This window comes from Neorhizobium sp. P12A (assembly GCF_008365395.1).
In the GTDB taxonomy this organism is placed as follows: domain Bacteria; phylum Pseudomonadota; class Alphaproteobacteria; order Rhizobiales; family Rhizobiaceae; genus Rhizobium.
Map to the genome: position 1 here is coordinate 162,756 of NZ_QOVX01000008.1, position 12,200 is coordinate 174,955.

Genomic DNA, 12,200 nt, shown 5'->3' on the forward strand with positions numbered 1-12,200 from the left:
ATCGATCAAACTTTCGGAAGTTTGCACTGCAAAAGAAATAGCCATCGCCGCCAGCAGGTCACGAGGCCTTGGCTTCGAAGGCGGGGGCGAAATCACCCAGCGACTTTGCGTGCAGGATCATTTCCCCGATATCCTGTTGGACAATGGCCTCAAGGTCGGCGAAGCTGTCGATGACATAATAGATCGGCTGGACGATATCGATCCGATAGGGGGTCCGCAGCACGCTCAACAGGTCGAATGGCCTGAATTCGCAAGCTTTTCCTTCCATCGCTGCCTTCGCTTCGCTGGGTGAAGAGACGATGCCAGCGCCGAAACAGCGGCGCCCCTCCGGCGTATTGATCAGGCCGAATTCGACAGTGAACCAGAAGATGCGGAACAGATGCCAGGAATAGCCCTTGCCGAGGCGGACGGCGGTTTCGCCGAAATGCCGCACGAAATTGGCATAGCTCTGGTTGGTCAGCAGCGGGCAGTGGCCGAAGACCTCGTGGAACAGGTCGGGTTCCTCGATATAGTCGATATGTTCACGACGGCGCAGGAAGGTTGCGAGCGGGAATTTGCCTTGGGATAGAAGTTCGTAGAAGCGCGATGGCGGAATGAGCGCAGGCACACCTTCGACGCCGAAGCCGGTGGTTTCGTTCAGACGTCGGTTGACATCGAGGAGCTGGGGCACCTTGTCTGGCCTAAGGCCCAAGGTTTTGACGCCCTCCAGATATTCCTTGCAGGCCATACTAGCCAGCAGCTTGATCTGCCGTTCATAGAGCTCGCCCCATATCACATCCTCTTCGGTAGTGTAGGCATAGAAGCCGTCCGGGCCGGGCAATTTGGCGGTGTAGCTGCTTTCCTTCGGCATATGCTGATCCTCCCTGGAAACTGCGGTTTTCTTGCAATTATGCTCCGGGGGTTGAGGGTTTTCTTTTCTTTTATGCTGGCCAGCGACATAGTGATGAAAAATATCTTCGGCTTCGGGGCCAGTCATGAAAGAATCTGGGACTTTCAATCGCAAGCTCCTGCAACTCATTCAGGCCGACGGCAGTCTTTCGCTGGCGGAACTGGCGGAAAGCGCCGGCATGTCGCAAAGTTCAGCCTGGCGGAAAATCCAGGAACTGGAATCCGACGGCGTCATCCGCAAGCGCGTGACCCTGCTCGATCCGTCAAAGCTCGATCTCAAGCTCTGCGTGATCGCGCATGTGACGCTGGAGGATCATCACGAAGAGGCGGTGGCATCCTTTGCCTCGGTCGTGCTGGAGAGGCCGGAGATCATGGAGTGCTACGCGCTTTCAGGCGCCTTCGACTACATGCTGAAGATCCGGGCAAGCGATGTGGAAAGCTATGAGGCCTTCATGACCCGCTACCTCATGCGCAACCCGCATGTGCGTACGGTCGTGTCGAGCTTCGTGCTGCGCGAATTGAAATTCTCCACCGAACTGCCGATCTAGCCGTTCATAACCGAGGCGCCAAACTCACCGCGCACTGTCGCCATGCCAGCCAGTTGGCATAAGCACCGGCAGGCCTTCGAATGTCTTGAGCGTGTCGAGAACGATGGACGTCTTCACATGCTGCACCGACTCGTGAGGCAACAGGACGTCGTTGACGAACCTGGAGAGATCATTCAGCCCGCGGACCGCGACCTTCAGGTGATAATCCATCTCGCCGGTCAGCGCATAGGCTTCAAGAACTTCCGGTAACCCGTTGATGAGTTGGGAAAATCTGCGCGCATTGTCCCTGTTGTGGGTTGCGAGCGTCACGGAGATGACCACAAGCATATCGAAACCCAGCTTCTGTCTATCAAGGTTCGCCTGATAGCCGCGAATATATCCTTCCGCCTCCAATCTCGTCCGCCGGCGGGAGCATTGAGAAGGGGAAAGCGCGATCCGCTCGCCCAACTCATTGTTCGTCAACCTGCCGTCTTTCTGAAGCTCCTGAAGCAGACGAAAATCCAGTTTGTCGAGCTGCTCATTCATTGCGCCAAATCCCAATAATGCTCACGGAACATGCGTAATATCTTCATAGGATACGAAGAATGCAAGAACTTTGCGCGCGTTTTGGGCCACACTTTGCATAGTCGAAGCACCATTCTCAGGAGGAGAAAATGGGCCCTTATCCGCACGATGCACCGCCCCCGGAAATCAACGCCAAAAACCCGGCCGGCACGGATGGCTTTGAATTCGTCGAGTTCGCTCATCCTGAACCTGAGAAGCTGCGCGACCTCTTCACGGGCATGGGCTATGTCGCCGTCGCCAAACACAGGACGAAAGACATCACCGTATGGCGTCAGGGCGATATCAACTATCTCCTGAACGCTGAGCGGGGCAGCCACGCCACTCGGTTCGTCGCAGATCATGGCCCCTCTGCTCCTTCGATGGCATGGCGCGTTGTCGACGCCAAGCATGCTTTCGACTACGCGGTATCGAAAGGCGCTGTTCCCTATGAAGGGGATGACAAGGCGCTCGACGTGCCTGCGATCGTTGGCATCGGCGGCTCGCTGCTCTACTTCATTGAGACCTATGGTGCGAAGGGCTCGGCTTACGACAGGGAATTCGATTGGCTTGGCGAGCGCAATCCGCGTCCCGAAGGTGTCGGTTTCTACTATCTCGACCATCTGACGCACAATGTCTTCCGCGGCAACATGGACAAGTGGTGGGACTTCTACCGTGAACTGTTCAATTTCAAGCAGATTCACTTCTTCGATATTGACGGGCGCATCACGGGGCTGGTCAGCCGCGCTATTACATCGCCCTGCGGCAAGATCCGCATTCCGCTGAATGAATCCAAGGACGATACGAGCCAGATCGAGGAGTTTCTGAAGAAATACAAGGGCGAGGGCATCCAGCACATCGCCGTCGGAACGGAGAACATCTACGAGGCCACTGACCGGCTTTCTGAGAATGGCCTACGCTTCATGCCAGGCCCGCCCGAGACTTACTACGACATGTCCTACGCACGGGTGAATGGACATGACGAACCCATTGAGCGCATGAGGAAACACGGTATCCTCATCGACGGGGAAGGTGTGGTCAGTGGCGGCATGACGAAAATCCTGCTCCAGATCTTCTCAAAGACCGTCATCGGCCCGATCTTCTTTGAGTTCATCCAGCGCAAGGGGGACGAAGGCTTCGGCGAGGGCAATTTCCGGGCACTCTTCGAGTCGATCGAAGCGGATCAGATCAAGCGTGGCGTCATCGGCACTGCGGCAGAGTGATCTCTCGGCGACCCACGTCTGCGTGGGTCGCCCTTAGTTTTCGAGAGGAATTGAGCAATGGAACAGACGGTAACTCAGTCCTCCGACGGCGGGGCCTCGGCGGCGGACCGGCCGAAATATATGTCGGGGTTCGGCAACGACTTCGAAACAGAATCGCTTCCCGGCGCCCTGCCGCAAGGCCAGAACAGCCCGCAGAAATGTAATTACGGCCTTTACGCCGAGCAGCTTTCCGGCTCGCCCTTCACTGCCCCGCGAGGAACGAATGAGCGGTCCTGGCTCTATCGTATTCGTCCGAGCGTGCGCCACACACGTCGCTTCTCCAGCACATCCTATCCGCTCTGGAAGACCGCGCCATGTGTGGAGGAACATTCGCTTCCCCTGGGCCAGCTTCGCTGGGGACCTCTCCCAGCGCCAACCGAGAAGCTGACCTTTATCGAAGGAGTGCGGACGATTACGGCGGCCGGCGACGTGCTCACCCAGACCGGGATGGCGGCCCACGCCTACGTCTTCAACGAAGACATGATAGACGATTACTTCTTCAACGCCGATGCCGAGCTGCTGATCGTGCCGCAGCTCGGCGCTATCCGCGTCTTTACCGAGATGGGCATCATAGATGTCGAGCCGTTGGAAATATGCCTCATCCCCCGCGGCATGATGTTCAAGGTGCTGCGACAAGGCGAGAGCCAAGCTTGGCGCGGCTACATCTGTGAAAACTACGGCGCGAAATTCACCCTGCCGGATCGCGGGCCTATCGGCGCGAACTGCCTGGCGAACCCGCGCGACTTCAAGACGCCCGTCGCAGCATTCGAGGACAAGGAGACGCCTTGCCGCGTGCATGTAAAATGGTGCGGCAGGTTCTACACCACGGAAATCGGCCATTCGCCCCTCGACGTGGTGGCATGGCATGGCAACTACGCCCCTTTCAAATACAATTTGCGGACATTCTCCCCCGTAGGCGCGATCCTCTTCGATCACCCCGATCCGTCGATTTTCACGGTGCTGACCGCCCCGACTGAATCGGCGGGCACGGCGAATGTTGACTTCGTGATCTTTCCGCCGCGCTGGCTGGTCGCCGAACATACGTTCCGTCCGCCCTGGTACCATCGGAACATCATGAGCGAATTCATGGGCCTGATCCATGGACAGTATGATGCAAAGGCAGAAGGCTTCGTGCCTGGTGGCATGAGCCTGCACAACATGATGCTTCCTCACGGGCCGGATACGTCTGGCTTCGAAAAGGCGTCCAATTCCGAGCTCAAACCCGTGAAGCTCGATCACACAATGGCCTTCATGTTCGAGACCCGATACCCGCAGCAGGTGACGAAATACGCCGCCGAGCTCGAGACGCTGCAGAACGATTACCTGGAGTGTTGGGACGGGCTGGAACGCAGGTTCGACGGAACCCCAGGTATCAAGTGAAAGCCAGCCACATATTCTCTGCCAGCGGAATTGGGACATGAAGCTCGCGACATTGAAGGACTCCACAAGGGACGGTCGGCTCGTCGTCGTCTCCCGCGACCTGACCCGCTGCTCCGAGGTCGGTCATATCGCCCGCACTTTGCAGGCGGCTCTCGACGATTGGGAACATGCGGCTCCGCGACTTGCGCAGATCGCCGAAGGGATCGAGACCGGCGCCCAGCCGACGATCCGGTTCCACGAACATGAGGCCGCGTCGCCTTTACCGCGAGCCTATCAATGGGCCGACGGCTCGGCATACGTGAATCATGTCGAGCTGGTGCGCAAGGCCCGCAATGCCGAGATGCCCGCCAGCTTCTGGGCCGATCCGCTGATGTACCAAGGAGGGTCGGATGGCTTCCTGGCGCCACGCGACCCTATCCTTATGGCCGACGAGACCTTTGGGATCGACATGGAGGGTGAGGTCGCCGTCGTGGTCGGCGACGTTGCCATGGGTGCCAGTCCGGACGCGGCCCGTAATGCCATCCGTCTGGTGATGCTCGTCAACGATGTGTCCTTGCGCGGTCTGATACCGGAGGAGCTGGCAAAGGGATTTGGCTTTTTCCAATCCAAGCCCGCATCCGCATTTTCTCCGGTCGCCGTAACACCGGACGAACTCGGTGAAGCGTGGGATGGTGGCAAGGTGCATCTTCCGTTGCTTGTGAGCCTGAATGGCAGTGCATTCGGCAGGGCCAATGCCGGCGTCGACATGACATTCGATTTTGGCCGGTTGATCGCCCACGCTGCCAAGACCCGCAATCTCGTGGCGGGAACGATCATCGGCTCCGGCACGGTTTCCAACAAACTGGACGGTGGAGCGGGTAAGCCGATCGAGGAGGGCGGAGACGGCTATTCGTGCATCGCCGAGATACGGATGATCGAGACCATCGAAACCGGATCGCCGAAGACCCCCTTCATGCGGTTCGGGGACCAGGTCCGCATCGAGATGAAGGACCGGGCAGGGCACTCGATCTTCGGGGCAATCGAGCAAACCGTCGAGAGATATGAAGGGCCGGCGCAGCCATGAAAGAGGTCGTTCTTTACGACTACTGGAGATCGTCCGCCAGCTATCGCGTCCGTATCGCGCTCAACCTGTTGGGGATCGACTATACGACTGTGCCGGTTAACTTGCTGGAGGGAGCGCACAGACGCCCCGATTATCTCGCACTCAATCCTCAGGGCTTGGTGCCGACATTGGTGATCGACGGGAAGACGCTGACACAGTCCCTTTCAATCATCGAATATCTGGCGGAGCTTCGGCCGGAATGTGGGCTACTGCCATCGGACATTCTGGATCGACAACACGTGCGGGCGCTCGCATATGCGATCGCCATGGACATCCATCCGATCTGCAACACGCACGTGGTCGCTCATCTCATGACCATAGTGGATGAAACTGATGCCCGCGAAGAATGGATGAAGCACTTCATTTCGGACGGCCTTCACCGGCTGGAGGCTGTGCTCGACAAGCTGGATGGGCAGTTCAGCTTCGGGGATGCGCCGACAATGGCGGATCTTTGCCTTGTGCCGCAGGTCTACAATGCCCGCCGCTGGGGCGTTGATATGAGTGGCCTCAAGCGCATCGTCGATATCGACAGCCGGTGCGCGCAATTGCCTGCCTTTCAGGCGGCGCATCCCGACCGCGCAAAACCATAACGCAAGATCGGCGGATTTCCATTCGTCGGCAAAGCTGCTTAAAAGCAATCAACCGCGAGGACTAATCGCTTTTTGAGAGGTCAGGCTAATTCCGTCACGGAACCAGTTGCTTTTACTCAATGTTCCACGTTCGGCAGCAGCGCCGTCAGCAGACCGATCAGTGGCAGGAATGCGCAGACTTCGAAGACGAATTCGACGCTCGTCCAGTCCGCCAGCGCACCGAGCGCCGCCGCTCCTATCCCGCCCATGCCGAAAGCAAAGCCGAAGAACAGGCCCGAGACCATGCCGACCCGTCCGGGCATCAGTTCCTGAGCGTAGACGACGATCGCCGAAAAGGCCGAGGCAATGACGATCCCGATGATGACGCTCAGGACGACCGTGATCGGAAGGTTCGAGTGGGGCAGGGCCAAGGTGAAGGGAAGGATGCCGAGTATCGATCCCCAGATGACCTTCTTTCGACCGATGCGATCACCGACGGGACCACCGATCAGCGTGCCTGTCGCGACGGCTGCAAAGAAAACGAACTGGTAAATCTGAGCCGCCTTCGCCGATATCCCGAACCGCTCCACGAGGTAGAAATTATAGTAGCTGGTGAAGCTGGCGAGGTAGAAATACTTGGAGAATATGAGCGCGACGAGAATGGCGATCGCAGTGCCGATTTTCCAACGGGAGAGCGCAGGGGTCGTGGCTGAGGCCGCCCTCTTGCGCGGCGCCGCAAGGTGCGGTGCGTTCACTTGGTACCAGCGGCCGAGGCCTGTCAGGATGAGAATGCCGACCAAGGTGATGACCGAAAAATGGGCAAGATAGTGCTGTCCGTTGGGCAATACGAAAAATGCCGCCAGCAGCGGGCCGAGCGATGTCCCGAGATTGCCGCCAACCTGAAACAATGATTGCGCGAAACCATGCTTTCCGCCGGAAGCCATACGAGCAATACGTGACGATTCCGGATGGAATATCGAGGACCCGATGCCAAGCATTGAAGCGCCGATCAGCAGCACGGGGTAGCTGGGGGCAAATGCCACCACCAGCGTCCCTGCCATCGAACACGCCATTCCAAAAGGCAATGAATAGGGCTGTGGCCGGCCATCCGTATACCAGCCGACGACAGGTTGAAGGATCGACGCAGTGATCTGATAGACAAGCGTCAGCACGCCGAGCTGACTGAACGACAAGTCGAATGCAATCTTCAGGACGGGATAGGTCGCGGGAAGAAGTGCCTGCGTTACGTCGTTGATGAAATGGCAGAGACTGGCCGCCACCAGGACGGGCATGATTGTCATGGAAGCCGAAACCCTCGGCGCTTCAATTGTCTGGCTCATCGTCGCCTCTTTACTTGCTTTACGCTCCTGATAATGAAATGGCAGTCGGCCCGCCACCGCGAGTAGGCGAAATTATAACGAGACTGGGCCAGGATGGTCAGAAACATCAGGATTGAAGATTACATAGACGCTCCAAGGCCGCTGATTGCCTTGGGCAACGACTATAGGGATGGCCATTTTGTCGAGCCGCACCACCATAGTCGCGGCCAACTCCTGTACGGCTATTCGGGTGTCGTCATGGTGACAACGCCCACGGGGACATTTGTCATGCCGCCGCAACGTGGGATGTGGATCCCGGCCGGCGTGATCCATAGTGTCCGCATGCTGGGGGCGGTCACGATACGCAGCCTTTATGTCGACCCGCGATGCGTCGAGGGGATGCCCGAGCACTGTCAGGTCGTCGAGATAACGCCGTTGCTGCGCCAGCTCGTCACCGAGGCAGTGGATATATCGGTGGAGTATGACGTCTCAGGTCGCGACGGCGCGCTCATGGCACTGATAGCGCACGAGCTGGTGCGGCTTCAGCCATTGCCGCTGTCCCTTCCGCTTCCAGCGGATCAGGCCCTTGCAAAACGGTGCCGTGCCTTCCTGATGTCGCCGACAACGCACGATACCATCGATGCCTGGTCACAATCGCTGAACATGAGCCGCCGTGCCTTCACGCGTCTGTTTCGCCAGGAGACTGGCCTAAGCTTCGTCGAGTGGAAGCAGCAGGCCTGCCTGGTTGCCGCCTTGCCCCGATTGGTGGCGGGCGACCCGGTGACGGCAATTGCGCTTGACCTCGGATACAAAAATCCCGCCGCCTTCACCTCGATGTTCAAGCGGAGCTTCGGCTACTCGCCGCGTGAAATCAGGCGTGATCGGACTTGAACCAACCGCGCCAAATTTTTATTTTTCAAGAGAAATCACCGATGCGGAGACCTCTCGATAGGCAGCCTCATTCGGAGATGATCTTGCGAGCAATAGTATAGGGTTCAAGGATCGAGGCATTCAGCTCGATTCCGAGCCCAGCGCCTTCGGGTACGGAAACCGTGCCATCACCATTGACCTTCGGCCTGCCTGCCAGCTCCAGAAGCGGATTCGGGCCGACGTCATATTCCAGATAGGGGAATGGCTGGCTCCCGCCGGAGCGATGGCGCGGCAGTGTCGAGATGAAATGCAGAGCTGCATGGAAATTGACGGTGCTTCCCCAGACGTGCGGGATAACAGGACGATTGTACATATCGGCCAATGTCGCGACTTGCCCGACCCCGGTAAGACCGCCGCAGATGGCGATATCAGGCTGCAGGATATCCATACAGCCCTCCGACAGGAACGGACGGAAGGCAGCGGGAGTCATCAGGGCCTCACCACCGGCGATCGCCGCTTTGATGTGATTTGCGGCCAGGCGGTAGCCCTGGATATCCGTCGGCGTCACCGGTTCCTCAATCCAGAGCGGAGCCGCTTCTTCCATCAAGGCCGCGGTCGCAATTGAACGCCGCGCCGTACAGGATTGATTGAAATCGATCATGAGGTCGGCATCCGCGCCGATCTGCCTGCGCGCGCCAAGTGCGGCGGCGACATCGTCTCCCGGATTGAAGCCGCTTCGCAGTTTCAGCGCGCGAAAACCTTCCTTCAAATAGCCATCGATCTCTCGCTCGAAATCCCGATAGGGATGACCGTTCGGCTTGAAGAACGGGCCGCTGGCATAGGCAAGCACCTTGTCGCGTCGTGCGCCGCCGAGCAGGCTCGATAGCGGTATGCCATAGGCGCGTGCCGTCAGGTCGTGCAAAGCCATGTCGACGGCAGCAATGGCCACCATGATGCCATCGCCTTCGTTCGCTTCACGCATTGTCTGCCATAGCGCCTTGATATGGGTGGGGTCGCCTCCAATCAGATGGCGGGCGAGTTGCTGTTCGACCATCGCCGCGGCAGTGCCAGGAGAAACCCACGCCTCGCCCCAACCGGAAAGCCCTCCTGCTACGATCTCCACCAGAAGTGTCTGGCGGCTCGGAAAGAAGATGAGGGCATTTCCAATCGGCTCCGATAACGGAGCCGAAAGATGGTAGAGGCGAAGTTCGGATATTCTCATGATTGTGTCCTTGCGGATAGCGGGCGGGCAATCCTGGGACGGATCATGTCCCTCATGCTGTACCCGAGAAGGAAGATGGCAGCGGCAGTGATTGCCATTACCGCTGCCAGAAACAGAAGAGCGCCCTGGAAGCCGCCGGTCGCGTCGCGAACCCAGCCGATGATCGTCGGACCAAAGAAGCCGCCCGTGCTGCCGACGGAATTGATAAGGGCGATACCGGCGGCCGCGGCAGTTCCTGTCAAAAGCGTCGAGGGGAAGATCCAGATCGTCGGCGAAGCGCCGCCGATACCGGCCGCGCCGATCGTCAGGCCAATAAGGCCGATGATCGGATTCGTCGCGAAAGCGGCCATCACGAAACCCACTGCGCTTGCGAGAAATGGTCCGGCCGTATGCCAGACGCGCTCTCCGGTTTTATCGGAATGGCGACCGACAACGATCATTGCGACAGCCATGAAGGCGGGCGGGATGGCGGAGACGAAACTGGTCTGGATGTTGGAGAGGCCGAATTGCTTGATGAACTGCGGCATCCAGATCGCGATCCCCGTCGTACCGATGACGAGGCCGACCGCAATCAAGCACATCAGCAGAACGCGCGGATCAACCAGGGCACGTCCAACGGAAAAACGCTCCACGGTTTCCTGCGCCTCGCGTTCGTTATCCAGGCGATTGGTCAGCCACTGCCGTTCCTCGTCATTCAGGAAGGAGGCCGTCTTGGGCTCCTCCGGAAGAGCAAAGAGCACCACCAGACCCATGATGAGAGCGGGCACTCCTTCGATCAGGAACATCCACTGCCAGCCGTGGAGGCCGGCCACACCATTGAGATTTTCCAGAATGAGCCCCGATATCGGCGCTCCTATGACTGAGGCGAGGGGAACCGCCACGTTGAATGAGGCAAACATTCCGCCCCTGTATGCGCGGGGAAACCACAAGGTCATGTAGAAGATCATGCCTGGAAAGAAGCCTGCTTCGGCAGCGCCCAACAGGATGCGAACGATATAGAAGCTCGCCGGGCTCCAGACGAACGCCGTCGCGGCGGAAAGAATGCTCCAGGTAATGAGGATGCGGGCAATCCAGCGACGCGCACCGACGCGCGCCAGCATCAGGTTGCTCGGCAATTCGCACAGGACGTAGCCCAGGAAAAAGATGCCGGCGCCGAACCCAAAGGCCGAAGCGGAAAAGCCAAGATCCTGGTTCATGGTCAATGCTGCGAAACCGATATTCACGCGATCGAGAAACGCCGCCAGATAGCAAAGCATAAGGATCGGCAATATTCGCTTTGCAGCCTTGGATATGATGTCTGGTCTGTCTGTCATTATTCTTTCCTCCCACAGTACGGCGGCCAGCCGCTTGTGTAGCTTCTATCGAATATTGACATTTCCAATCAAATGAGTTTTTCAAAGATAGGGATATAGGATTATTCAATATGCGGATAACGCTTGCCCAGGTCGAAGCCTTTTACTGGACGGTTCAACTTGGCTCGGCGCAAAAGGCCGCACAGCACCTTAATCTCGCGCAGCCAACGGTCTCGTTGCGCTTGAAGGATCTCGGCGAAGCGCTAGGCGTCGAATTGCTGGAGCGCTCGAGCCGGGGCCTTGTCATGACGGCGGAGGGCCGCCTGCTGCTGCCCCGCGTCAAGGCGATCATGACGGAAGTGCAAGGTATCCAGCAACAGGATCCGGCCCGCGCTGTGGTGGGCGCCATTCGTGTCGGTTTGGCAGAGGGTTTCGCGGTCAATTGTCTGGCGCCGCTGCTGGCGGGCCTCCTGGAGGATCATCCGGCACTACAGCCGGAATGGGTTGTCTCGACCAGCACGACGCTGGAATCCTCGCTTCTGGACGACAAGCTCGATGTTGCGGTCCTGCTCAATCCGACCGGGCACGAAAAACTGGCGCTGAAGCCGCTAGGCCCGCAACCGACACATTGGGTTGCTCCAGCCTCGTGGAAGATGGGCAGCTCGGTTGAACCCAAGGACCTGTGGGACAAGCCGATCATCTCGAATCCGCCGCCTTCCGCCATGTATCGCCAGATCACCCACTGGTTTGCGCTTGCCGGAATACAGCCGGAGAAGGTCAGTATCTGCAACAGCGTTGCAGTAATCCCCGAGCTGGTAGCAGCAGGCCTGGGCGCGGGCATTCTGCCGACGCGGATGGCTGATCGCTATGTCGCGGAAGGGAGCATACAGCTGCTGCCTTCCAGCCCCAGGATCGAGAACGGCAGGCTCTTCCTCGGATCGAGAGCCGGCGTGACCGAACCGAAGACGGTGGCTGTCGAGCGGACAACCAGTCGGGTACTGGAGAAGATGCGCTACCTGGAAGTCGATGAAAAGATGCCGTAAGGCAGCATGATTTCACGGTTTGTCGAGGCTCTGCTTGCCTTTCAGACCTTCGCCATTGCATCCATAGCAACAACGATGCAGCATATACTTCGCTTGGCGCGGCAGCAGGATAATAAACAGGGCAGTCTCGACGAAATAGTATTTATTGTTTGGCTTCCGGCAAAG

12 protein-coding genes are annotated in these 12,200 nt (G+C 58.4%); 7 read left to right on the top strand and 5 right to left on the bottom strand.

Annotated elements, in window-relative coordinates:
- Positions 1-58 precede the first annotated feature (58 nt).
- Positions 59-850, bottom strand: coding sequence for a phenylalanine 4-monooxygenase (locus tag DTW90_RS22065; RefSeq protein ID WP_132525790.1), 792 nt, complete (start codon positions 848-850; stop codon positions 59-61).
- A gap of 124 nt (positions 851-974) precedes the next feature.
- Here DTW90_RS22065 and DTW90_RS22070 point away from each other — a divergent pair, with 124 nt between their 5' ends.
- The gene (locus DTW90_RS22070) at positions 975-1,436 is read left to right on the top strand and encodes an Lrp/AsnC family transcriptional regulator (RefSeq protein WP_132525792.1); all 462 of its coding nucleotides are present in this window, start codon (positions 975-977) and stop codon (positions 1,434-1,436) included.
- 24 nt (positions 1,437-1,460) lie between these two features.
- Here the strand turns inward: DTW90_RS22070 and DTW90_RS22075 are convergent, their stop codons facing one another.
- Positions 1,461-1,961: an Lrp/AsnC family transcriptional regulator gene (locus tag DTW90_RS22075; RefSeq protein WP_132525794.1), complete on the bottom strand. Its 501-nt coding sequence runs from the start codon at positions 1,959-1,961 to the stop codon at positions 1,461-1,463.
- Positions 1,962-2,089: 128 nt separating this feature from the next.
- Here DTW90_RS22075 and hppD point away from each other — a divergent pair, with 128 nt between their 5' ends.
- The 4 genes from hppD to maiA are packed head-to-tail and all read left to right on the top strand — an operon-like array spanning position 2,090 to position 6,310.
- Positions 2,090-3,199 carry a 4-hydroxyphenylpyruvate dioxygenase gene (gene hppD / locus DTW90_RS22080; protein ID WP_132525796.1) on the top strand — a complete coding sequence of 370 codons (1,110 nt, stop codon included), beginning with the start codon at positions 2,090-2,092 and terminating at the stop codon, positions 3,197-3,199.
- Between the two features lie 57 nt (positions 3,200-3,256).
- Positions 3,257-4,618 (top strand): homogentisate 1,2-dioxygenase, encoded by a 1,362-nt coding sequence (hmgA, locus tag DTW90_RS22085; protein ID WP_149340949.1) that lies wholly within the window; start codon positions 3,257-3,259, stop codon positions 4,616-4,618.
- 37 nt (positions 4,619-4,655) lie between these two features.
- The gene (locus tag DTW90_RS22090; RefSeq protein ID WP_132525800.1) at positions 4,656-5,681 is read left to right on the top strand and encodes a fumarylacetoacetate hydrolase family protein; all 1,026 of its coding nucleotides are present in this window, start codon (positions 4,656-4,658) and stop codon (positions 5,679-5,681) included.
- On the top strand, positions 5,678-6,310 hold the full coding sequence (gene maiA, locus DTW90_RS22095; protein WP_132525802.1) for a maleylacetoacetate isomerase: 633 nt from the start codon (positions 5,678-5,680) through the stop codon (positions 6,308-6,310). The genes DTW90_RS22090 and maiA overlap by 4 nt, the downstream gene beginning before the upstream one ends.
- 116 nt (positions 6,311-6,426) lie before the next feature.
- Here the strand turns inward: maiA and DTW90_RS22100 are convergent, their stop codons facing one another.
- Entirely contained in the window at positions 6,427-7,629 is a 1,203-nt protein-coding gene (locus DTW90_RS22100; RefSeq protein WP_132525804.1) for an MFS transporter, read from the bottom strand.
- Between the two features lie 93 nt (positions 7,630-7,722).
- Between DTW90_RS22100 and DTW90_RS22105 the strand changes: the two genes are divergently transcribed.
- Positions 7,723-8,499 carry a helix-turn-helix transcriptional regulator gene (locus DTW90_RS22105; RefSeq protein WP_132525806.1) on the top strand — a complete coding sequence of 259 codons (777 nt, stop codon included), beginning with the start codon at positions 7,723-7,725 and terminating at the stop codon, positions 8,497-8,499.
- A gap of 67 nt (positions 8,500-8,566) precedes the next feature.
- Here the strand turns inward: DTW90_RS22105 and DTW90_RS22110 are convergent, their stop codons facing one another.
- Positions 8,567-9,700: a mandelate racemase/muconate lactonizing enzyme family protein gene (locus DTW90_RS22110; protein ID WP_149340951.1), complete on the bottom strand. Its 1,134-nt coding sequence runs from the start codon at positions 9,698-9,700 to the stop codon at positions 8,567-8,569.
- Positions 9,697-11,013, bottom strand: a complete 1,317-nt coding sequence (locus DTW90_RS22115) for an MFS transporter (RefSeq protein WP_149340953.1) — start codon at positions 11,011-11,013, stop codon at positions 9,697-9,699. Before DTW90_RS22115 ends, DTW90_RS22110 begins: the two co-directional genes overlap by 4 nt.
- Positions 11,014-11,123: 110 nt before the next feature.
- On the opposite strand from DTW90_RS22115, the gene DTW90_RS22120 reads away from it, so the two are divergent.
- On the top strand, positions 11,124-12,035 hold the full coding sequence (locus tag DTW90_RS22120; protein WP_149340955.1) for a LysR family transcriptional regulator: 912 nt from the start codon (positions 11,124-11,126) through the stop codon (positions 12,033-12,035).
- Positions 12,036-12,200 lie beyond the last annotated feature (165 nt).

Coding starts and splice junctions, on each gene's coding strand:
- DTW90_RS22065 (WP_132525790.1), bottom strand. CDS start 850: ATGCCGAAGGAAAGCAGCTACACCGCCAAATTGCCCGGCCCGGACGGC.
- DTW90_RS22070 (WP_132525792.1), top strand. CDS start 975: ATGAAAGAATCTGGGACTTTCAATCGCAAGCTCCTGCAACTCATTCAG.
- DTW90_RS22075 (WP_132525794.1), bottom strand. CDS start 1,961: ATGAATGAGCAGCTCGACAAACTGGATTTTCGTCTGCTTCAGGAGCTT.
- hppD (WP_132525796.1), top strand. CDS start 2,090: ATGGGCCCTTATCCGCACGATGCACCGCCCCCGGAAATCAACGCCAAA.
- hmgA (WP_149340949.1), top strand. CDS start 3,257: ATGGAACAGACGGTAACTCAGTCCTCCGACGGCGGGGCCTCGGCGGCG.
- DTW90_RS22090 (WP_132525800.1), top strand. CDS start 4,656: ATGAAGCTCGCGACATTGAAGGACTCCACAAGGGACGGTCGGCTCGTC.
- maiA (WP_132525802.1), top strand. CDS start 5,678: ATGAAAGAGGTCGTTCTTTACGACTACTGGAGATCGTCCGCCAGCTAT.
- DTW90_RS22100 (WP_132525804.1), bottom strand. CDS start 7,629: ATGAGCCAGACAATTGAAGCGCCGAGGGTTTCGGCTTCCATGACAATC.
- DTW90_RS22105 (WP_132525806.1), top strand. CDS start 7,723: ATGGTCAGAAACATCAGGATTGAAGATTACATAGACGCTCCAAGGCCG.
- DTW90_RS22110 (WP_149340951.1), bottom strand. CDS start 9,700: ATGAGAATATCCGAACTTCGCCTCTACCATCTTTCGGCTCCGTTATCG.
- DTW90_RS22115 (WP_149340953.1), bottom strand. CDS start 11,013: ATGACAGACAGACCAGACATCATATCCAAGGCTGCAAAGCGAATATTG.
- DTW90_RS22120 (WP_149340955.1), top strand. CDS start 11,124: ATGCGGATAACGCTTGCCCAGGTCGAAGCCTTTTACTGGACGGTTCAA.